Here is a 21,748-nt window from a genome sequence, read left to right as displayed (position 1 = left end):
CCCTTCATCACAAAGTCGCTTTAATCAATATATTTGTGCGCAAAAAAATTATGTGGAAGTACAGGCTTAATGTTGAGCAGGAACGGAAATTTGTGATTTTTTGTATTTATGCTATCTTTAATTCTGCCAGTTCTCATCAGAAGTCAAGAGGACAAGTTATTGTGATAGAATAAGTTATCTGGATGATGAAACGGTGGGGGCTTGGAACATGAACAAAACGGAGCGGCAGCTTGCAATTACGCTTGAATTGCAGCGAAGAAAGATGTTAAGAGCAGAAGATTTAGCGGCTCAATTCGAGACAAGTGTACGTACGATATATCGAGATATCCAGGCATTAAGTGAAGCTGGCGTTCCGATCATGGGAGCCCCGGGTCATGGGTATTCCTTGATGGAAGGATATTTTCTGCCCCCGGTAAGCTTCAGCGCAGAAGAAGCGGTATCCCTGCTTATGGGAGCTGATTTTATTGAACAGAGATTGGATACGGAATACGCGATGCAGGCTAAATCGGCTCAACGGAAAATTGAAGCCATCTTACCTGAATCCGTTCTTAACGAGTCCACACGTGTCCGGGAAACGATGCGAACGCTTCATACGCTTGAACCCTTAACCCGAGTGAGGGTGAAGACATACCTTAACCAGATTCGTAACGCCATTTTGGAGCAACGTAAGATCAGCTTTATGTACATGAAAAAAATGCCGGGAGCGGATGGCAATCGGTATAACATGCGTGAGGTTTCACCCTATGGACTCTCGCTTGTCCAGGAGAATTGGGTATTGATCGCACGTTGTGATCTAAGGCAAGACATTCGTCATTTTCGTTTGTCACGTATGACTGAACTTTCAGAGCTGGAGGAGCACTTCCATTTGCCCCCTGATTTTGATCTAAACAGTTATCGACCTCCTGACGACCGTAACGAACACGTATTCATTCGGGCTAAACCTGAGATTGCTGACAAAATTATGGAGGCCCTTCATTTCTATATGGATGCATTTGAGGAGGAAGAGGATGGTGTGATTTTTCATTTTCGTGTCCGCTATCCGGAGGAAATATTGCATTATTTGCTTGGCTGGGGTGGGGATATCGAGGTCTTGGAGCCGGAATCTTTACGCTTTCGAATGCAGGAAGTCGCCAAAAACATCTTAAAACACTACTGACATACACCTGTCAGTAGTGTTTTTTTATACTTGGATATATCACAGATCAAGAGGAATTGGAGTTGGTTGAAGGATGAGAAGTACAACGGAAGCATTGAAATCATTGGAAACTGCAGTAGAACGATATTTGGCAGAACTGAACAAATTGGATATGGATAGCTTACATAAAAAACAGAGTGAGGAGGAATGGTCCATTGGACAGATGTATGTACATTTGATTCAATCAGCGCTTTTCATGCATCTTCATAATGTTGAGCAGTGTTTGAGCAGCAAGGATTCGGCGTTAAACTCGGATGAGGAAAAAACAGAATTAGGTAGGCAAGTGTTTGAATTAGGACAATTCCCTCCTATTCCCGTAAAGGTTCCTGCTTCCCCGCAGTACACCCCGCAACCACCCGAGAGCAAGGATTCGTTGATCAATGGTCTTCACATGGTCGTGGACCGGATGAGGAGTACAGAACCTCTTGTAAACCAAGCATCGGTAAAAAACAAAACACGCCATCCAAGGCTTGGCGCTCTAAACGCTAAGGAGTGGTTTTTATTGATAGAAATGCACTACAGACATCATTTTTTACAATTGGATCGATTGATATCGAATCTGGAGATGTAAACGAGAGAATAGGATGGGATGTATCTATGAAACCATATCAGGACAGCAGATATTGGATTGGTGTTGTATCTGCTTCTCATGTGAATGTAGCCGTAGAGGGAGGGTTTGCGCAGCTGTGCCATGGCAAGTCGGCAATGTTGAGACAGATGTCCCCAGGTGACTGGATGATATACTATTCTCCACGTACAGAGATATCAACAGGGAAGCCACTTCAGGCGTTTACCGCTATTGGTCAGATTATCGACAACAGGGTTTACCAATTTCAGATGTCGGAATCATTTGTACCCTTTCGCCGAGATCTCCGTTATCTTCCATGCCGAGAAGTGAAGATTGCAACCTTGTTAGACCAACTCACTTTTACACGCGGCAATCGGAATTGGGGATTTCCATTTCGCAAAGGCCATTTTGAGATTGGGGCTGAAGACTTCATGATGATAGCTTCCGCGATGTTGGAAGATGAGACACAATCACTACTGGATGTTAGCTTAAACCAGACATGTTAACCAAATGAGAAAGCCCATAGATTGTCTGTGGGCCTTTTCGCTTTATGGATAATCATATCCCCCACTGTTGATATTACATTTACGAAGACGCTGGCCTTTGTTGTTATTAAGGTTTAAATTCAAGTGGAAAGGTCAATAAAAGCTCTGTAAGCAACGCTGTACAATCCACTGAAAACCAGTACAATTGAACCTATAAGAACATGAGATAAAGAGAGGTATTTCTCCATGACGGATACAAGTGGGAATCGCAAAGTTGACGGCTATCTAAAGAAACTCAAAACGTGGAAGGAAGAGTCCGCGAAGCTGAGAGAGATTATTCGAGATTTTGACCTGACAGAGGATATGAAATGGATGCATCCTTGTTATATGCTTGATGGAAAAAACATCGTTCTCATCCATGGATTCAAAGAGTACGTCGCCATTCTGTTCTTCAAAGGTGCTCTGCTGAAGGATACACACGGCATTTTGGTTCAGCAAACGGAGAATGTACAGGCAGAGCGCCAGCTTCGCTTCACCAGTCTGGAGCAGATTGTGGAGCAGGAGGCTATGATCAAAGCCTATATTCAGCAAGCGATTGAAGTGGAACAGGCCGGACTGCAAGTGGAGATGAAAAAGACTGCCGAATATAGCGTTCCTGAGGAACTTCAGCAGCAGTTCGATGAAAATCCTGCTTTCCGAGATGCATTTGAAGCACTCACACCCGGACGGCAGCGGGCCTATCTCTATTATTTCTCACAACCGAAGCAATCCAAAACAAAAGTGTCACGAATTGAGAAGTACATGCAGCCGATCCTGGAGGGCAAAGGATTGAATGATTAAGGTCTTTGCTTGATAAAGGTATCTACCATCCAATCAAAGAATCTTTGTTTCTCTTCATAATGTGGGTAATGAGCCGAGTTTTTATAGGCAATGAATTCCTTTTGATTTCCTTCAATCTGGTCAAAAAACATCTTGGCGGCATGGGATGAAGTCATTAAGTCGTAATCTCCCATGAAAAAATAAAAGGGCAGGTTCAGCTTCGTGATCAAGGATGGCAAAGGACGGCTTAGGGCTTCACTTATCAGTATTTCTTGCGAATAATTGATCCCTTTATTAAAACGAATGGCATCCAGCATATTATATTCTTGGCTGAACGTCATTCCCAGAAAGCTGGTGTCAGGGCTGTCCATCAACCTTGATGTGCCTCCATAACGTTTAACGATATCTCGCGGCGTGAATGCCTGTCCTTGTTGGATCGGTTCATAGATCTGCTCCAACTGGTTTATGTCTTCATGATTATCAGCCAGTTGAGCTTGCTCCATAACGTAATTCCATCCGTCCATCTCGCTCTGTTGTGTATCTGCCATCTGACCGATCCCAATGTAGGCTTCATATTTATCAGGTGCTCGATGCGCAGCAAGAGTTCCTATGTATGTTCCGAACGAATGGCCCATCAGGATTACCTTTTTCTTCCCCAGACGTTGAGTAATATAATCCGTGACAGCCAGTGCATCTTCAACTAGCACATCAGCTGAGAGATTGGAATAGTCCTCGAAAAAATGATAGGATTTGCCGCTTGCTCTCTGATCATAGTTCACAATCGTAAACTGAGATTCTAACAAATCTTGGACCTTTTTTGCGTACGGAAGTTCAGATGCCCCCGGTCCACCGTGTAAATACAGGATAACGGGGTTGTCCAGATCCTGTCCTCTGATCATGATTTCATGTCCGGTACCATTGATTTTAACTTGTTCCAATACATGAATAGGGTTTGTTGCTTTTATTTTTGGTGTCCATGTTGGAAAGTAAAGAACTGCGAGTGATAGGGTTAGAGTCGTAACACCAAGCCACAAACCTGTTTTCTTCATTTTGTTCATAGGTCATGTCTCCTCTGGTTCAATGTCTTGAAGTGATTATTTTTCATAAACTCATAACTCTATCTTACGTGATTCGTCATTGATTCAAATCGTACGCCAGATTGAATCTGTTCTCCGTCTCAGGTTGGACATAAAAGACCTCAATCCTGATGAATTCAGGACTAAGGCCGCCAAGGGTACTTCCGCATATAATGAAAAAACAATTGATCAGTATACCAAGCATGATTTCACTCCTGAATTCACCAAACTGAGTTTAGAACATCGTCGACTTCTTGGATTCTTGTGACAGATGGTGTTTGAATTAGATTTCCTTTGACCATGACCATAGAGATGTCTGACAAGGCCTCGATATGTTCCAGCGGATTTTGCTCCATGATAATCAGATCGGCATGTTTCCCGATATCCACCGTCCCTGTAACATCGTCAACACCGAGGATCTTGGCATTGGTTCGAGTCACCATGTCGATGACCTGTTTGTTGTTCAGGTTGGCCTGTCTCATGTAGTGGTCCATCTCTCTCCACATATCATAGTGAGTCACGTAAGGCATGGCGGCATCAGTACCGATCCCGATGGTGATGTCGTTTTCGATCGCTTGTTTCACACCTTTGAGCATGGAATCGTAGACGAGTCTGGAGTTCTCTTTTACCGTTGCACTTACCTTCGTTACGCTGGTATCCAGTGTGGCGGATGGATAGGCGGCTTGAAGGGTGGGGATGAGTGCGGTGGAGCCATTCAGGGCATTGGGATTATTTTTGTATAAACGAATGATATCGTCATCCATCTCCGAACCGTGCTCGATGGTATCGACGCCACCTTGTAACGCAACACGTACGCCTTCCGTGCTCTCCACATGCGCTGCCACCCGCAGGCCAATCTTATGCGCTTCATCGCAGATCGCCGCAACTTCCTCCACCGTCATCTGTAAACGTCCAGCTTCGCCCACCGTTTTCGCATCCGTCACGCCACCCGTCACACAGATTTTGATCAGATCCACGCCGTGTTTCACATTGATTCGTACATTTTTTCTGGCTTCCCACGGGGAGTCGCCCTCCAGAGCCAGGAATGGAGCACCATGTCCGCCTGTGACACTTAGGAAAAACCCGGAGACAAGCAGATTAGGGCCAACAAAGTCACCATGATTAATCTCATCCCGCAGCTGGACATCCGTGTAAAAGAATTCTCCCACACTGCGCATCGTCGTTACACCCGCATGGAGTGCGGTCAGCGCGTTGCGTTTCATGCGTTTTTTCAAAACGTTTCTACCGAATTTCGTGTTCAGGATTCGATCATATGCGAACTTCAACATGCCTTCGCTGGCAGATAGGCTAAATGGTTTACCATCTGCAAAGAGGTGCACGTGAGCATTAATCAGGCCAGGCATTACGTATTTGCCGGAGAGGTCGATTGTTGTGTAGTGACTAGGGATGCGTAACTCATGATCTTGGCCGATATCCTGAATAAGTCCTTGTTCATTGACGAGCAATGTCATGTTTTTTTGCAGATTGCGGCTGGAGTCGCCGTGGATCAGATTGACGTTTTTTAATTCGTAAGCAGTGTTCATGTTGTGTTCCTCCTTAGAATGGTGGGTGAAGCTATATAAGTTGAATGATGGGTATGTACACTTATCACTCCGATGACAGAACAACCTTCGGATCGCTGTTATCCCCAGATTTTTTGATACCCTCTTATTAGGGGGAAATCCGGTGATAAATGCGAACGCTTCGCTTCCTCTGGTTATTTCTGTCCTCTCCGTTATCGTGTAAATGTAGGTTCAGCCTAAATAGTTTGGTAAATGGTAAATATCCAACTTAAAAATGAATAATAAATTCATTTTTGGGTCAAAAAAATAGAGCGACTTAATGTCAGATATTTTTTTGCGTGCAAACCAAGTGAAGTTGATCTGATCTGCACGCTTTGTCTACCCGGTATAAGTGATGAGAAGAAGCGTTATTCGTTGAGACTTTTCATGCCGTATAGTCTGTATACATACAACGCTTCGAAAATTTGCTTCCGGCTGTCCTCACTCATATCCCGCTTCAATAGATCTAGGTTCATGTCGATCACGTTGTGTGCGAGGATATTCAACAAGATCAAGTTCTCCTCGGTACCAATCTCATACCGTTTATATTGATTCTTGAGATAGGCCTTCTTGGTTTCGATCATCAGCTCGACAAGTTCATTCTTGGCGTTGGTGTAGATCGTTCCTTTATTCTTTTCAAAGATGATTACAATCTGATTCCGGTATTTACGTAATACATCCACCTGTTCCTGCAATAACGCTGACTTTCGCTCGCTATCCGTTTCCTCGAACAAGGTCTGGTTATCAAAGTGAATCGTCTCCACCAGCACATTTTTCAGATAATCCACCAGATCCGGCGGCACGACGGCGTAGAATAACTCTTTCTTGTTTTTAAAATAAGTATAGATATTGCCCACGGAAATATGGATCTCATCCGCGATATCGCTCATCTTGGCATCCACATAGCCTTTTTCAAAAAAGACCTTGAGCGCCGCGTATTCAATCTCTTTCCTGACTTCGTCTTTCTTGGCTTGCACCATCGGGAACGACTCCTTAATAGTGAATGGATGATTCGTTATTAGGATAGACTTTTTTGAGGGGGCTGTCAATATTTTAAATATATACTGAAAACATTATGAAATTATAGGTACGGTGATACTCATGGCTACTTAGAAAATAGCGATATTAGTTAATAATTTTGTAATAGAATGGCGAGTAAATTGCATTAGAGTGAAATTCAACCAAAAGCAAGTGAGTAGTTTGGTCTAAATGTAATCATAGTTACTAGGTCCTAGTTCTGAGAGTTCTTCTAATTTTTGTAGAGGAAATAGCCTATAAATGTAGAATAAGATTTTATAGGTCAAATGTAACAGATCTAACAAGGCCTTAGAGGTAGAAATTATTGAAATTTAAGTTCTTATTATTAGAATTGGAGTGAATAGTATGAAAATTTCCAAGATTAAGATCGAGAATTTTAGACTTCTCAAGTCACTTGAACTTGATTTAGAAAAGGAACTATCTTTAGTAATTGGAAAAAATAACTGTGGTAAAACTTCATTGCTTTCAATATTAGACAAGTTTATTGGCTCAAGATCAGGCTTAAATGTAATTTCTCTTGATGATTTTAACATTGAGTTTCTTAAAGGTATGATAAATATATTAGAAGCTGAGGAGTATGAAGAAAGTAGTACATATCTAGGTATATCATTGATGTTATTTATAAAGTACGATGAAGAGGATGATCTATCCAATATAAGTAAGTTAATGTTGGATTTAGATCCAAATCATAGAATAATTGTTTTGAAATTTGAATATAAGCTAATACAAGAAAATCTAAGGAAGATGAGAAAAGATTATAGTGAGTTTAAAGTGAAACAAAATATAAAAAATTATGAAAGTGAAAATATAGGTAGTATCTTTCTAAGAAATAACTATAAGAAGTATTTTCAACTGTCTAAAAAATCAATTGGTTATAACACTGAATCTTCAACTGAGATAGAAAGTGAATATATTGATTTATTGAAAGAAAAGATTCAAATTGAAAATGTCATAAGTTTTAAAATGATCAGTGCTAAAAGAAATGTTTCTAATATTGATTCAGATAAAACATTATCAATTCTTTCATCAAATTACTATAAAAAGAAAGAAGAGAAGGATCAAGAGTCAGAAAAAATTCAGGAATTCAAAGATATTCTAAGCAGAACAGATAAGCATTTAAATGAAGTTTATAATAATTTGTTTGAAAAAATAATAGAGAAGGTTGGGAGATTCGGTGGTATAAAAAAAGGGGATTCAATTATTAAAATTGTATCGACCTTACAACATAAAGAACTATTAAAAGATAATACAACCGTGATGTATGACCATAACGGAGAGCACTCATTACCAGAAAACTATAATGGTCTAGGATATTTAAATTTAATAAGTATGATATTTGAGATTGAGCTTATTTTAAGTGAATTTAGACGTGAGAATAAATCGAATGAGAAGCCAGCAAATATAAATCTGCTCTTCATAGAAGAGCCAGAGGCTCATACTCATCCACAGATGCAATACATATTTATAAAGAATATAAAAGATATTTTGAATAGTGCGAGTAAAGGTGAGGATGGTGAAAAGTTTACTTTACAGACTATTATCACAACTCATTCCTGCCATATTACCGCAGAGAGCGACTTTAACGATATAAAATACTTTTATAAAACTAATCAGAATCAAGTTGTAGCGAAGAATTTAAAAGATTTAGAAAAGGAATACGAGAAGGATGGACAAATCAGCAATTTTAAATTTCTAAAGCAGTATTTGATATTACATCGAGCAGAGTTGTTTTTTGCAGACAAAGCAATATTTATTGAGGGGGATACAGAAAGGTTATTATTACCTGCAATGATGAAAAAGATTGATCAGGAGAATGAAGAGAATCCTTTACTATCACAAAATATTTCTGTTATAGAAGTAGGGGCGTACTCTCATGTCTTTGAAAAATTCATTGCTTTTATTGGGATCAAATCCCTTATAATTACCGATATAGATTCTGCTAAGAAAAAAGTTGAGATAAAAGAAAGTGGTGAAGAAAAAATTTCGAATATAAAGTGTAGGGTTACTGATAAAGGAGCTTATACAACTACAAATGCTTCATTAAAATATTTTATTAATTACAATAATTATATTTCTTCTCCATATTATAAAACCGAAGTGGCTTCAACTACAGAAAACATATTAAGTGAGTCTGACGAAGAAGTAGATATTTTAGATTTTTATATAAATCTACATTACAACGAGAGAATACTCCTGAAAAACCCAGAAACGAAAAAATGGATACCCTCTAAAGATGGGAATTTATTGATTATTTATCAAACATCTGAGTTGAATACGTTAAATGTGGCATATCATGCGAGAAGCTTTGAAGATTCATTTTTTCATATAAATAAGCAATTTATTTTGGATAATAAAGAAAATTTCAAAAGTTTAGTAAACATAAAACATTTCGAAGATAAAGAAAAAGATTCTTATTTTTTGGCTGAAAGTTGTGTAGATAAAAAGCCCTCTTTTGCAATGGAAATTTTATTGAATAGTAAGGAGAGTTCAGACAATAAAAAATATTGTAATTGGGATATTCCTGGTTACATTAAGGAAGGTTTATTATGGCTGAAGAACAATTAGAACCTGAAGTAGAGCAGATATTTGAACTTATTCGAAATGACCAAAATTTTTTGTTAAGTGGAGGCGCAGGTAGTGGGAAAACTTACTCCCTAGTTATGGTTATTAAGAAAGCGATAAAAGATAATCCGACGTCTAAAATTGCTTGTATTACTTATACAAATTCTGCTGTTAAAGAAATCAAAGATAGAATAAACCACACTAACTTGTCTGTAATGACTATTCATGAGTTTTTATGGAATACAATTAAACCTTTCCAAAAAAATTTAAAAAAAGAATTAATCCTTCTTATAAATGACGAACATTCTACAATCTCTAGCCCTGATGATGTTGTTGATATTAATTATTTTGATTCTTTGGAGTCAGGTATCCAGTACAAAGATTATGTTCGAGTCAAGGAAGGGATAATTTCCCATGATGAAGTTTTAGAGTTATCAAATGTAATGTACAGGAAATATTCTTTACTCTGTGATATTTTAAAGGATAATTATAAATTTATTTTTATAGATGAATATCAAGATACCAGTCATTTAGTTATTGAAATTTTTTTGGATCATCTACAACAAAGCAATAAAAAAAATATAATAGGTTTTTTTGGAGATTCTATGCAGTCAATTTATGATGATGGAATTGGCGATTTAAATAATTATATTCAAAAACAGAGTGTTAGGGAAGTTAGGAAAAAACAAAATCGAAGGAATCCAAGAACTGTAATTAACTTAGCTAATAGTATAAGAACAGATGGCTTACATCAGGAACCTTCTCTTGACGACAAGGCGCCTAACATGTATGAAGGATTCATAAAAGAGGGTAATATAAAATTTTTATACTCATTAAACAATGACCTTAGTGAAATTAGAGAGACAGAGTATTTTAGCAATTGGAATTTTGAAGATTCCAAGCAAACAAAAGAGTTATACCTGACTCATAATTTAATTGCCCCAAAAGCAGGGTTTTCGATATTAATGGAGATTTATGATAAAGATCCAATAATTGATTTGAAAAATAAACTAAAGGATAAGATAAAAAAAGATAATATACAAATTAGAGAAGAGTATACTTTCGATCAAGTTGTAGATCTGGTCGCTTTAAAAAATAGAAATAAATTACGAAAAGATATTATTATAGAAAATCCTATTCATAACGCATTATATAATGAAGTGAAAAACGAATTGTTCTCCAAAGTCAGTAAAATATATTTAAATAAGGACTCCTTAATTGATGATAAGAAACAAGATGAACAAGATATAAATAAGGGAGGCTCTAAAAGGGATGCTTTAATAAAACATCTCTTTAAAATACAGTCTATTATTCAACTTTATAAGGATAAATTATATAATGAATTTATCAGGAGAACTGAGTTGAAAATTACTTCAATAAATATAAAGAAACAAATAAATGAAACGATTACTAGGATAGATCAAATTTTCGATTTGACAATCGAAGAAGTTATTGACTTTGCAGATGAGAGGCAACTCTGTTGTAAAGACGATGATTTTTATAAATTCATAATTGAAAACGAGTATATATATAATAGAGTTAAGAAAGTGAAATTTAAGGAATTTCGAAATTTGTTCACTTATTTAGAAGGACATACTGGATTGTCAACATTAAATCAGACAACTTTTTTAAGGGCTTCTTGGCGATACTGAACAGGCGTCAAATACCCCAGTGATCCATGAACTCTGTGCCTGTTAAACCAGTTAACGTAGTCGTATAATTCCAATTCCAAATGACGGAGGTTTCGGAATTCCATTTGGTAAATAAACTCCGTTTTCATGACCTTGTAGGTGGCTTCGGCCACAGCGTTATCGTAGGGACATCCTTTCTTGCTGAGTGATCGACCAATACCAAACGTGCCTAGAAGCTGGTCCATCACGTGGTTCTTAAACTCACTCCCACGATCCGTATGAAACCACTGGATTTGGCTCAAGTCGCCTTCTACCGTTGCAAAGGCACGCGAAACCAGAGCAGCGTCCTTATGTGGACCTGCACTGTGGCCAATAATTTCTCGATTGAACAGGTCCATGAGCACACAAATGTAATGCCACCGATGACCGACCTTCACATACGTGAGATCGCTGACCACGAAGCGCTTTGCTTCCGTCTGATTAAACTCCCGACCCAGTTCATTCACTGTTTCCTCCTCATTATAGGCCGTTTTATGAGGCTTAAATTGCGCAACGGTGTACGTGGAGACGAGACTCTGCTCTTGCATGATTCGACCAATGCGACGTCTAGATACGATGAGTCCTCGTTCCTGAAGCTTGGCTTTTATCTTTCGTGTACCATAGACTTTTCGATTTTTGTGGAATATCTCCACAATAGCTTCCGTGAGCTCATCTTCATTTGGCTTTTCCTTCGCTTCATGATAGAAGGTGCTTTTGGCGATTTCGAGGACGTTACACATTGCTGATACTGAGTATTTATCACGGTTATTCTGGATGATAGCTACTTTCGTCCCATGATCAGCGCGGCTTGCTTTAAAATGTCGTTCTCCATCCGTAGACGCTCTAGCTCTTTACGCATAGCCATTAATTCGTTTTCTTCAGGTGAACGGTTGTCTTTCTCTTTGAAAGAGCCCGTTGCCTGCGATTGCTTGATCCAGCGGTCTAGAGCCGAAGCAGTGAGGTCGTATTCCTCCACAATTGCAGCTCTGGATTTGCCGTTTTCAAAGAGTTGCACCATTTGTTTTTTGAACTCGGTTGTGAATGTGCGTCGTTGTTGTTTAGGCATTGTAGAGATCCGCTCCTTAACATGATAATTTTATTCTACAAGCCCTTATTTTTTCTGTCCAACTAAGTGTAGCCGATCCAATACTCCTTTCTCTACACAACATAAGATCAAAGGTGACGAATTCGAAAATGTTCTTTTAGTTCTAGATAATGGAAAATGGAATAATTATAATTTTGATTATTTATTTAGTAAAAGAACAGATAAAGAATCGGTTTATTTAAGAACCCAAAAAATATTCTATGTATGTTGTACTCGAGCAAAAGAAAATTTAATAGTTTTCTATCATAACCCTAGTGAGATTGTTATCAATCAGGCTAAAACATGGTTTGGAGAAGAAAATGTAAAAAAGGTATAGTATTCTAAAATTTCAGAGACAAATAACTTCAATTTAACAATTATGAAAATTTTTTAGTGCTTATATAATTTTATTTTTGGAATGTTAAAATGCGTTGTGTTACGTATGGAAGTACCACATCTTTCTAAATCATATGTTACCCTCTCCTTAAAAGGAGTGGTGACATGACAAGTACTCACAGCGATGAGCTTGCTTCGCAGTACGCACAACTCGTAAAGCAAGAAGACGATTACGTTGATCAACTGGTCACATGCAACAAACTCATCCTAGACGCCATGGACATCATCGCAAAGCAGGCAGGCGTGCTAGACATGGAGACAGTGAAACAAGCAGCATACCACCTTCATGCCATGGAACAGGACTTAAACCGAAAGTTATTTGAAGTACGGCTGGAGAAGAGCATCTTGGCCCATCAGCTAAGCCAGTCTACATAAAGTCACCTTAACAAAAGGACAGCGCAGGATCACACAAGATGATCTTGCACTGTCTTTTTTCCTTCCCATCCAAACGTTTTCCACTTCCAATTAAGCATTGACTTTCCCCACAAATCCCCCTACACTTCAATTATTAAAATACTTTTAAAAACCTTCATTGAATGGTTCGAAATGAACGAAAGGAGGCATATAACTTATCATGTTACCCACATCACACAACACTCAGCAGGTCAAACGTATTAACGTTGAACTGGTGAAGAATACACTCCGATCCATGAGCATCGGCACGAAGGCTTCCATCGCGAATCTGACCAAACTCAGCGTAGCGACATGCGGCACGATCCTGAACGAATTACTCCAAACAGGTGAGATTATCGATCTAGGTCCAGACGAATCGAGTGGGGGGAGACCTGCCAGTCGGTATCAATTCAATGCGGACTACGCCAGTGTATTGTGCCTGATTATTCGAACAGAGGGCGGCATTCACTCGATCACACATACATATGCCAATCTGAACGGGGAAATGGCGGACGAACAAACACTCTTTTTGGATGAGATTAATGTCGCGGTGGTAGAGGATCTGATTGCGAACCTGATCGAACAACACCACAATGTGCAGGCGATTGGTATCGGCATACCTGGGGTGGCGCACAACGGCGTGATTGGAATTTGCGATGTACCGGAGCTGATGTATCATCCGCTTGGGCCAAGGCTTAAGGAACAATATGAAGATGTGGAAGTAGTCATTGGCAACGACATGAACCTGACAGTTTACGGACTTTACAACCAGCAGCAATTTGAGGAAGAGAAGAACTTCGCGGTGGTGACGTTTCCGGAGAATCATTTTCCGGGTGCAGGCTTTATCATTGATGGTCGTCCGCTGACGGGGAACACGCAATTTGGGGGCGAGGTGTCCTTTTTACCTTTTGGCGTGTCACGGGAAGAGCAGCTGCGCATGTTGAAAACGACGGAAGGGTTGCAGGAACTCGTCACAAAGACGCTGATATCCATCATTGCGATTATCAACCCGGCTGCGATTGTCGTTACGGGCGATACAATGGACCCGGCTATGCGGGATGACCTGTTACAAGGCTGTCGGGATCACCTGATTCCACAGGAGCATATGCCGGAGTTAATCATCCAAAGAGACACACGGCGCGAATATGTGACGGGGCTGGTCGCTGTTACGTTGGAGAGCTTGACATACCGCATTCAGGTGGTTGAGAAGCAGTGGTAAAGTAACTGAATGTCGATCTGAAGGATGATCTCTCATCAGATCAATGAGTTGTAATAACCCTTTTATATAATTGAACAATTTCATTATAACAAGTAACGGAGAGGACAGAAAAAACCTGAAGAAGTGGAACGGTCGCATTTATCACCGGATTTTCCCTTTGAGAAAAAGAAATCGAAAAAATCTGGGGATAACAGCGATTGGAAGGTTATTCTGTCATCGGAGTGTCCAAGTTAATGACCCTTGTTTCAAACTTATATAGACACAATGGAGGAACTTATTTTGAATCAGCAAGCAGGTACACAAGGCAACAAACGAAAGTTCAACAAGCTGTACGCCATGCAACTGGCAACGATCTTTCTGGGATTTATCGTATTCGGTATATCGGAAAATATTAAGGGGCCGGCCATTCCGCGCATTCAATTCGATTTTAATCTGGATGAGAAACAGCTCGGGACATTATTGTCTCTTAACGCACTGGGGTACCTGATCGCCTGCTCGTTCACAGCTATTCTGGTTCGCAAATGGGGCATTAAGGCCGTCAGCATCATATCTTTTGCATCGATGATCTTATCGGGTGTGTTCATTTACATGTCTCATAACTATCCGCTCTTTGCTTCATCGTACTTCTTCATGTACATCGGTAACGGCATGCTGGAGATTGCTTTGGCGATTCTGGGTGCCCGGATCTTTGTGAAGAACACAGGTACGATGATGAACCTGTCCCATTTCTTCTATGGGCTTAGTTCAACGGTAGCGCCTTTGCTCGCGACAGGGGTGATGTCGTTGAGCGTGTTCGGACATGTACTGGACTGGCGCGGCATGTACCTGGTAATGTTGTCACTCTGTCTGCTGCCAATCATTGCGGCGCTGCGCAGCAAATTTCCGGGGGATGATCTTCCGCATGAAGATCGGACCTCGCTTAAGACGTTAACACGTGATCCAGCTATCTGGCTGATGGTGCTCATTCTTTCTTTTGGCGTGGTATCGGAACTGGCGGTTGGGGGTTGGCTCGTTAACTTTCTGGAGAAAGCCTACACGTGGGACACGGTGAAAGCTTCGGGGCTACTGTCAGCATTCTTCCTTACGTTCTCGCTTGGACGTTTACTGCTGGGTCCTCTAACAGACCGGATCGGATTTGTACTGTCGCTGATAATCTTCTCTGCGTTCTCGGCCATTTGTACGTTTATTGCGCTTGTCGGAGGAGAGGGTCTCGCCATCTTCTTTGCCATCTCGGGTGCGGGTATAGCGATGATCTATCCAACCGTTATGGCGTTTATCGCACGCAGATATCCAAACGGCAGTGACACGGCGATTACGTTTACAGTTACCCTGATGGGGGTCGGCAGTGTCATCGGTAACTATGTGATTGGCTGGGTTATTGAAGGTGTGAAGAATATGTACGGTTCAACGACTCAGTTGGGACTGCTGCGTGGGCTTCAAGCGGGATATGGATTCATTGGATTATGTGCGGTGATCTGTGCGGCATCTGGTGTAGTGTTGTATGTGTATTTGAGAAGAAGGCAGGAATTGATTTAGAAATCAATTGCAAAGATAAAAGCCCCATTGATCGCCATGATCGGTGGGGCTTTGCATATGAATAACCAAGTTGAATTAGTACGGGATATCGTCTCCGCATTACCTCACCAAGCCTATGACTTGTTCAAAGCCGTTCTTCTTTTCCAACGTTTCAAAAGCACATACAATCCGAATCCGCCCAAGAAAACCACCGCAGCCGGAACGATATAAGGTTTAACAATCTCATCCACGTGCTCCCATTGAGAGCCTAATTTGAAGCCTAAGTAGATGTATAATGAGGTGATCGGAAGCATGGCCAGGAATGTAAAGAGACTGAATTTGAACACATTCATCTTCGCCATTCCGCAAGGGATGGAGATCACGGTCCGAATGCCAGGTACAAAACGGCCATAGAAAGCGACCCCGCTGCCATATTTCTCGAAGAACGTATCGGAGGCGTCCAGATGATGAGGTTTAATCAAGAAATACTTGCCGTATTTTTCGACCATAGGTCTGCCGCCGTACCGTCCCAGGGCATATAACGTCAGAGGGCCAAACGTTCCACCTACGGTACCCGCCAGTATAGCCAGCCACAGTTTCATATCTCCAAGGTACACCCAATATCCCGCCATGGGCAGCACGAGTTCAGCGGGTACGAATTCAAACGACAAGGCAATAACGAGACCTGCGTACGACAAATCTTTGAAAAAAAGTATAAATTGCGTGATCCACTCCGTCATGCTTTCCCTCCACAAATCTATCTATTTTTTATAGTTTAGAAACACTCCTATACCAAGAGTAACAATAGCGAATAGAGCTTGTCAAAACTCACACGCATATCCGATTAAGCCCGTCACGGCTGGATATGTTAGGTCATACATAAGCGATATCTCATTCGACATGCGTTGAGCAGGCGGTCGGTCTTCGAACAAGATGAACTCCATATCACCCTGCCCCTAACACCAATATAACACTCTGAAAATGTTTCCAAATATAGCGTGATAAAACTATCACTAGCTTCTTCACCATCCTGTACATAAAGAGAAGGAGATCAGAACATGACCGAAACTTCAATTATCGACCAGATCCATATTATGGTTGAATACAATGTATCCTTTTATTGTTTCATGTATATCATATAGATATACAACTGTAGGGAGGTGAGGTATAATTGGAGCATCAATCAAACGAAAGGCGTGGGATTGCCATGACTACAGCCACACTTAGCAAATGGGGAAATAGCAGTGCAATTCGTATTCCTAACCAATTGCTTAAGCGTCTTAATCTGGAAGAAGGCTCGGAAATCGAGATTTTGGTGACAGAAGATAATGAATTGTTGTTGCGTCCAAAAACCAAGCCTGTAGAGTCCAATGAGGAACTTCGTAACCATCTAAAGACGTTGCTCTCTAAAGTGAAACAGGATACAAGACATGAAGAAATAGACTTTGGCACTGAAGGGAACGAGTTACTTTGATTATTCCCAAGCGAGGCGATCTGATATGGCTTGACTTTGATCCTCAAGCGGGTCATGAGCAAGCCGGGAGACGACCGGCTATTGTTCTATCGGAACTTGAATTCAATGAAATAACGGGTTTTGCCGTTGTATGTCCCATAACGAGCCAAGCCAAGGATTATCCTTTTGAAGTTACACTACCAGAAGACCTGCCATTTTCAGGTGTTGTTTTGACGGATCAGTTGAAGAGTCTTGATGTGCGGCAACGACGTATCCAAATTGCGGGGCATGCCGAACCAACCTCTGAATTTATGAAATCAGTTCTACGCAATGTCCGTTCTATATTGGCATGAATGAAAATTAGTAGCTGATCATATTCCTAAATCCACGTCTAACTAAAAGACGTGGATTTTTTCTTTCATACCTAAATAGCTTCCTCCATCCTTGACGCTTCGAATAAGAGCTTCCGAAAGGCACTTATAAGTTGATAAGAAAGATTATTAATCCTCTGAAAATGTTTCCAATTATAGTATGATAAGACTATCACTAGCTTCTTCAACATCCTATACATACAGAGAAGGAGATCCGAACATGACCGTAACTTCGATTATCGATCAAATTCACATTATTGAATACGATCCCTCTTACGCTGCCGCACTCGCGGATATGTGGAACCGTAGTAATGAGAGCTGGGGAGGTGGCACCAACCTTAGAACAGAGGAAACGGTTCGCCGCGAGATGGAGAGTTCGTCCAATCTTCATGCATTTCTAGCCGTTCATGGGAAAGAGGTAGTTGGCTTCTGCAGTTTTGCTCATTACCGCTATGACGAGAGGGCGCTATATGTACCGCTGCTTAACGTTCGTCCCGACTATCATGGTTACAAGGTCGGACGCAACCTGATCCTGAATGCGGTGCGCAAGACTGTGGAGGCCGGATGGCCCCGTCTGGATCTGTTCACATGGGCAGGCAATACGAAGGCTGTACCGATGTACAAGAAATGCGGATTCTTCTGGGAGAAAAAAGATGAAAATGTGCATCTGATGAATTTCATTCCTACCATCTTGCAGACCGAAGCACTCGCTCCATATTTCGAGGAGCTGGATTGGTATGCAGACAGCACGCGTGAACTCGTCGTCGAGCCGGATGGCCGACGGGAGCGTGGTTTTGATTTCTTTGACTATACGTGGAAAAAGGGAGAGGTCTCCCTGCGGGCTGAGTTTGAAAAGTCGGGTCGCGGGCTGACTGCCCTCGAAACACCGGATTACGAGATCACTACAGAGGTCGATGATCATGATCTGGTTTTCGGTTCCAGCTATAAGGTTCGCTATCGCATCAAGAACACTTCCGCGTCTGAACTGGTGATCGAAATCAAGGGTCAGGATAACAAAAACATTCGATTTGCGCTGGACGTTGCACGAGCAGTTGCTCCGGGAGAAACCATTACCGTGGAAGGTGAGTTTCACCTTGATCCGATTACAGAGGAACAAAATAACAACAAGACCCATCCCGTTGTCGCCAGCACATGGCTGATCGGTGGTAAGAAAGCGGAGTTCAGGTTAGGTATTGCCCCGAAATTCCCGGCCAAGATCAAGACCGTTTTGCCCGTGAAGGAGCTCTATCCAGGTATCCCGGCGGAGTTAATTCTGAATGTGGAAAATAATGTGGATGCAGAAACGGAGTTCAGCCTGAACCTGCCTGAGGATGAATTCCTTGAATGGGCGGAGCGTTCGATACGCTTTACGGTGCCTGCCAAAGGCAAAGCGTCTGTGCCAGTACCCTTCACCTTGCGTTCATATGGTCTATATTTCCAAGAAGTAGAAGTGACGGCTGTCCCCGTGGGGAACCATGCGATATCTTTTACAAGCAAAATTTCTGTCCTGATGAAGGGGATCGAGGGCAAATATGGCGGGCAGATTGAGGATCAATGGGTGGCCGTCAACGGTGCATTCTCCATTCATATGAGCAAGCAAGATAATAACATGTGGATTGAATACCCGGGCTCCCGTCATTCATTCTGGTGGACTTATCCGAAGCTCGGTAAGCCGTTTGCCGAAGAGTTATCCAAGAAACAAGCCAAAGAAGTGAATATTTATCCCGAAGGGGAACGTCAGGTTCTCGAAGCAAGGTATGACTCGGAGGACTTCCCGGGCGTACAGATTAAGTCCGTGGTCAAGCTGTCTGCGAATGGAATCGCCGAATTCTACCACGAGGTGGAAAATACACGAGACACTGCTTGGGAAGAGGACCTGTATCTAATGAATAACTTCGGGTTCTATGGTAGCAGGTTGATCCTTCCTTATCAGGGGCGCTTCGTGGACATGGGCGATGATTATGCGGGTGATCCGAACCATTGGAATAGCTCACAGATTACGGAGAACTGGCTGTTCTGCAAAGAAGAGTATGGGGCGTGCGGGATCTATTGGGACCCTTCCTTGAAGCTGCTTCGTCCAGAATACACGCTGGGATTGCAGCATGAGCTGGGACGTTTGAAGCCAGGGGCTGTAGCACGAACCAAGGAAACGGTGTTTGCTCTGAACACTTTTGCCAAGTGGCATGATTTCCGTGCGTTTGCACGGAAACAGCGTAACCCGGTCATTCCATTGCTGGATAGTCATCTGGATCTGACACTCTGTGAGGGGAATCCATTTGCCCCTGATATGCTTCAAGCAATGTTGACTGAACATAAACTGGTTCCGCTTGCGGGCAAGCTTGAGCTGTATGTACAGCAGGGTGGCGAACCGGAGGTTATGGCAAATGCTAAGGAATTCAATCCGGAGCAGAATCTAAACTCCGCGAAGCTGACATTTTCACCAGACGAAGCGGACCGAGACCAACACGTGAGTGGTTGGAAAGTTCGTGGGCTATACCGGGGCGAAGATCGGATTCAGGAGCGAACTGCCCTTTGGTTCCCGCAGAGCGGAACAGAGGTGAAGCTGAAGATTGAAGAAGGTTCATCTGGACCTTTGTATACCGTAGACAATGGAGTATTGTCGATCTCCGTTGCTCCTGAATTCGGGAGTGTAGTACACTCTCTGAAAGTTGCAGGAGAAGAATGGCTGGACAGCTCGTACCCTGAACCGGCTCCACGCTCGTGGTGGAATCCGTGGTACGGCGGACTGGGTGTGGGGGTTCCAGGCATGAATGGTTTCAGCCGCCAGTTGGAACAGAGAGCCGCTTCCTGGACAGAGCACAAAGATCAATACGGTAACGTCTGGAAAGGTATAAAGCTGACCACTCGAATTGAGAAGCATGAAGCGAATCGTGGAATCACAATCCACCAGCATTATCTGATGCTGCCGGGTGTCCCTGTACTCTGCACGCTGCTTGCCGTGACCAACGAAAGCGGCCTGACGCTGACGGATTACTCGCTTGCGGAGGAACGTTTCCTCCAGCCTTCATCTGTATTTACGGAAGGTTGGATAGAGCAACCGGGTAAAGATCGATTCCCGCTGGGCAAGGTGGATTTGGGCCTGCCACTTGAAGACCTTTTGCGAGTAGGATCGGTTTCGCGTGAAAACATGCTGCATGCGGTCCATCGTTACCCGAATCAGAGTGCGTGGGGGTTTGCCAATAATCAGGTGACGGGTCTGAACGTTCATCATCATCTGACACTCCAGCAGGGGGAGACGGTCTGGACGGAGCCGACATATCTGGTTCTGGGACAGATCCCGCTGAGTTCAGCGGATGTGCATGACCTTCTCAAACTTAATTTTGCAACTTCTACCGATGGAAAGGAGGCTTCACATGCCGATCATTGATATTCACATTCATCTGTCGGACATCGACAGCTTTCACCGAACAGCAATCGATCTGTCGAAAGTGGATTACTCTGCCGCGGGTCTTAAAGCGGAGTTTGATAAAAGCGACGTCATTATGGGTATCGGAATGGGGGTTACGGAGCAGACGAAGGGAGCGTTCCCGGATTCCAGTTCCCCTAACCCGATGGGACTTGATCTGGAAGAGAAGGTCCCATCATTCCTCATGGAATGTGTGGGGATCAATCCCAATGCGCTAGATGGTAAAAACGCTCAGGACGAGCTTGATCGGATTGAAGCAAGACTGCAATCCCCTGAAGTAGCCGGAATCAAACTCTATGCCGGATACTATCATCACTATGTGTATGACAAAATCTATACTCCGGTCTATGAACTCGCAGCCAAGTACAACCTGCCTGTCGTGATTCATACGGGTGACACGTACTCCATGAATGGATTACTCAAATATTCGCATCCGTTGACGGTGGATGAATTAGCCTTGCAGCAGCGCGGTGTGAACTTCATGATCTGTCATTTGGGTGATCCATGGGTGATGGATGCAGCTGAAGTGGTGGCGAAGAATCCTAACGTGTACGCGGATTTGTCTGGTCTTGTGGTGGGGGATAGGCCCCATTTTGAACGGTTCATGAACGAGCCTTTGTTCATGGATCATTTCCGCCGGGCCTTGGTCTATTCGGATCATTACGAGAAAATGCTGTTTGGCACCGACTGGCCGCTTGCGCCCATCGATCTGTATGCCGAATTTGTCCGCCGACTTGTACCGGAACAGCATCATGATAAAGTCTTCTATGAGAATGCCTTTGGGCTGTTTCCGCGTATTGGACAGCGGATTGCCGATCTGGGGTAAGCGAGGGATATGTATGATTTCAACACGGAATTCGTGGTTATATAATCTTTTATCATAAAATGTACCCTACGGAGCAGACACGTATTAGT

Annotated in this window: 18 protein-coding genes and 1 pseudogene; 14 read left to right on the top strand and 5 right to left on the bottom strand. The window is 42.3% G+C overall.

The window, feature by feature from the left end; all coding sequences use genetic code 11:
* Positions 1-208: 208 nt before the first annotated feature.
* From MKY92_RS22480 to MKY92_RS22465, 4 genes are all read left to right on the top strand, one after another.
* Positions 209-1,156 (top strand): YafY family protein, encoded by a 948-nt coding sequence (locus tag MKY92_RS22480; protein WP_339297705.1) that lies wholly within the window; start codon positions 209-211, stop codon positions 1,154-1,156.
* Between the two features lie 73 nt (positions 1,157-1,229).
* Entirely contained in the window at positions 1,230-1,766 is a 537-nt protein-coding gene (locus tag MKY92_RS22475; protein ID WP_339297704.1) for a DinB family protein, read from the top strand.
* Positions 1,767-1,792: 26 nt separating this feature from the next.
* Positions 1,793-2,269: an EVE domain-containing protein gene (locus MKY92_RS22470; protein WP_339297703.1), complete on the top strand. Its 477-nt coding sequence runs from the start codon at positions 1,793-1,795 to the stop codon at positions 2,267-2,269.
* 225 nt (positions 2,270-2,494) lie between these two features.
* Positions 2,495-3,088: a YdeI family protein gene (locus MKY92_RS22465; RefSeq protein ID WP_339297702.1), complete on the top strand. Its 594-nt coding sequence runs from the start codon at positions 2,495-2,497 to the stop codon at positions 3,086-3,088.
* Here the strand turns inward: MKY92_RS22465 and MKY92_RS22460 are convergent.
* The 3 genes from MKY92_RS22460 to MKY92_RS22450 all read right to left on the bottom strand — a co-directional run bounded on the left by MKY92_RS22460 (position 3,085) and on the right by MKY92_RS22450 (position 6,685).
* Entirely contained in the window at positions 3,085-4,125 is a 1,041-nt protein-coding gene (locus tag MKY92_RS22460) for an alpha/beta hydrolase (RefSeq protein WP_339297701.1), read from the bottom strand. The two genes, MKY92_RS22465 and MKY92_RS22460, sit on opposite strands and share 4 nt — an antisense overlap.
* A gap of 239 nt (positions 4,126-4,364) precedes the next feature.
* A complete protein-coding gene (locus MKY92_RS22455) occupies positions 4,365-5,687 on the bottom strand; it encodes an amidohydrolase family protein (RefSeq protein WP_339297700.1) in 1,323 nt (440 codons plus the stop codon).
* Between the two features lie 386 nt (positions 5,688-6,073).
* The gene (locus MKY92_RS22450; protein ID WP_339297699.1) at positions 6,074-6,685 is read right to left on the bottom strand and encodes a TetR/AcrR family transcriptional regulator; all 612 of its coding nucleotides are present in this window, start codon (positions 6,683-6,685) and stop codon (positions 6,074-6,076) included.
* A 403-nt stretch (positions 6,686-7,088) separates the two neighbouring features.
* On the opposite strand from MKY92_RS22450, the gene MKY92_RS22445 reads away from it, so the two are divergent.
* Together MKY92_RS22445 and MKY92_RS22440 are read left to right on the top strand one after the other, a co-directional pair.
* On the top strand, positions 7,089-9,308 hold the full coding sequence (locus MKY92_RS22445) for an AAA family ATPase (RefSeq protein WP_339297698.1): 2,220 nt from the start codon (positions 7,089-7,091) through the stop codon (positions 9,306-9,308).
* On the top strand, positions 9,290-10,957 hold the full coding sequence (locus MKY92_RS22440) for a UvrD-helicase domain-containing protein (protein WP_339297697.1): 1,668 nt from the start codon (positions 9,290-9,292) through the stop codon (positions 10,955-10,957). Before MKY92_RS22445 ends, MKY92_RS22440 begins: the two co-directional genes overlap by 19 nt.
* Here the strand turns inward: MKY92_RS22440 and MKY92_RS22435 are convergent.
* Positions 10,921-12,041, bottom strand: a protein-coding gene (locus tag MKY92_RS22435) for an IS3 family transposase (RefSeq protein WP_339297696.1) whose coding sequence is annotated in 2 segments (ribosomal slippage) — positions 10,921-11,792 and positions 11,792-12,041 — 1,122 coding nt in all. Because the reading frame shifts where the segments join, the coding sequence is not laid out codon by codon here. The genes MKY92_RS22440 and MKY92_RS22435 overlap by 37 nt on opposite strands.
* A gap of 88 nt (positions 12,042-12,129) precedes the next feature.
* Between MKY92_RS22435 and MKY92_RS22430 the strand changes: the two are divergent.
* From MKY92_RS22430 to MKY92_RS22415, 4 genes and pseudogenes are all read left to right on the top strand, one after another.
* Positions 12,130-12,396 (top strand): annotated as a pseudogene (locus MKY92_RS22430) (3'-5' exonuclease); the annotation flags it as partial.
* 164 nt (positions 12,397-12,560) lie between these two features.
* The gene (locus MKY92_RS22425) at positions 12,561-12,830 is read left to right on the top strand and encodes a hypothetical protein (RefSeq protein ID WP_339297695.1); all 270 of its coding nucleotides are present in this window, start codon (positions 12,561-12,563) and stop codon (positions 12,828-12,830) included.
* A 199-nt stretch (positions 12,831-13,029) separates the two neighbouring features.
* Complete coding sequence (locus tag MKY92_RS22420; protein ID WP_339297694.1) at positions 13,030-14,067, top strand: ROK family protein; 1,038 nt, start codon at positions 13,030-13,032, stop codon at positions 14,065-14,067.
* A gap of 336 nt (positions 14,068-14,403) precedes the next feature.
* Positions 14,404-15,603 (top strand): MFS transporter, encoded by a 1,200-nt coding sequence (locus MKY92_RS22415; protein WP_339301882.1) that lies wholly within the window; start codon positions 14,404-14,406, stop codon positions 15,601-15,603.
* A 113-nt stretch (positions 15,604-15,716) separates the two neighbouring features.
* Here the strand turns inward: MKY92_RS22415 and MKY92_RS22410 are convergent, their stop codons facing one another.
* Positions 15,717-16,322: a DedA family protein gene (locus MKY92_RS22410; RefSeq protein ID WP_339297693.1), complete on the bottom strand. Its 606-nt coding sequence runs from the start codon at positions 16,320-16,322 to the stop codon at positions 15,717-15,719.
* A 431-nt stretch (positions 16,323-16,753) separates the two neighbouring features.
* On the opposite strand from MKY92_RS22410, the gene MKY92_RS22405 reads away from it, so the two are divergent.
* The 4 genes from MKY92_RS22405 (at position 16,754) to MKY92_RS22390 (ending at position 21,659) form a co-directional block, all read left to right on the top strand.
* Complete coding sequence (locus MKY92_RS22405; protein WP_017687001.1) at positions 16,754-17,056, top strand: AbrB/MazE/SpoVT family DNA-binding domain-containing protein; 303 nt, start codon at positions 16,754-16,756, stop codon at positions 17,054-17,056.
* A complete protein-coding gene (locus tag MKY92_RS22400) occupies positions 17,053-17,388 on the top strand; it encodes a type II toxin-antitoxin system PemK/MazF family toxin (protein WP_091013425.1) in 336 nt (111 codons plus the stop codon). The genes MKY92_RS22405 and MKY92_RS22400 overlap by 4 nt, the downstream gene beginning before the upstream one ends.
* Positions 17,389-17,626: 238 nt before the next feature.
* Positions 17,627-20,794 carry a GNAT family N-acetyltransferase gene (locus MKY92_RS22395; RefSeq protein ID WP_339297692.1) on the top strand — a complete coding sequence of 1,056 codons (3,168 nt, stop codon included), beginning with the start codon at positions 17,627-17,629 and terminating at the stop codon, positions 20,792-20,794.
* The gene (locus MKY92_RS22390) at positions 20,781-21,659 is read left to right on the top strand and encodes a TatD family hydrolase (protein WP_339297691.1); all 879 of its coding nucleotides are present in this window, start codon (positions 20,781-20,783) and stop codon (positions 21,657-21,659) included. Before MKY92_RS22395 ends, MKY92_RS22390 begins: the two co-directional genes overlap by 14 nt.
* Positions 21,660-21,748: the final 89 nt, after the last annotated feature.

The sequence above is a fragment of the Paenibacillus sp. FSL R5-0623 genome (assembly GCF_037974265.1).
Classification (GTDB): Bacteria; Bacillota; Bacilli; order Paenibacillales; family Paenibacillaceae; genus Paenibacillus.
The sequence above is the reverse complement of the archived record's forward strand: the minus strand, read 5'-3'. Positions and strand labels throughout refer to the sequence as shown.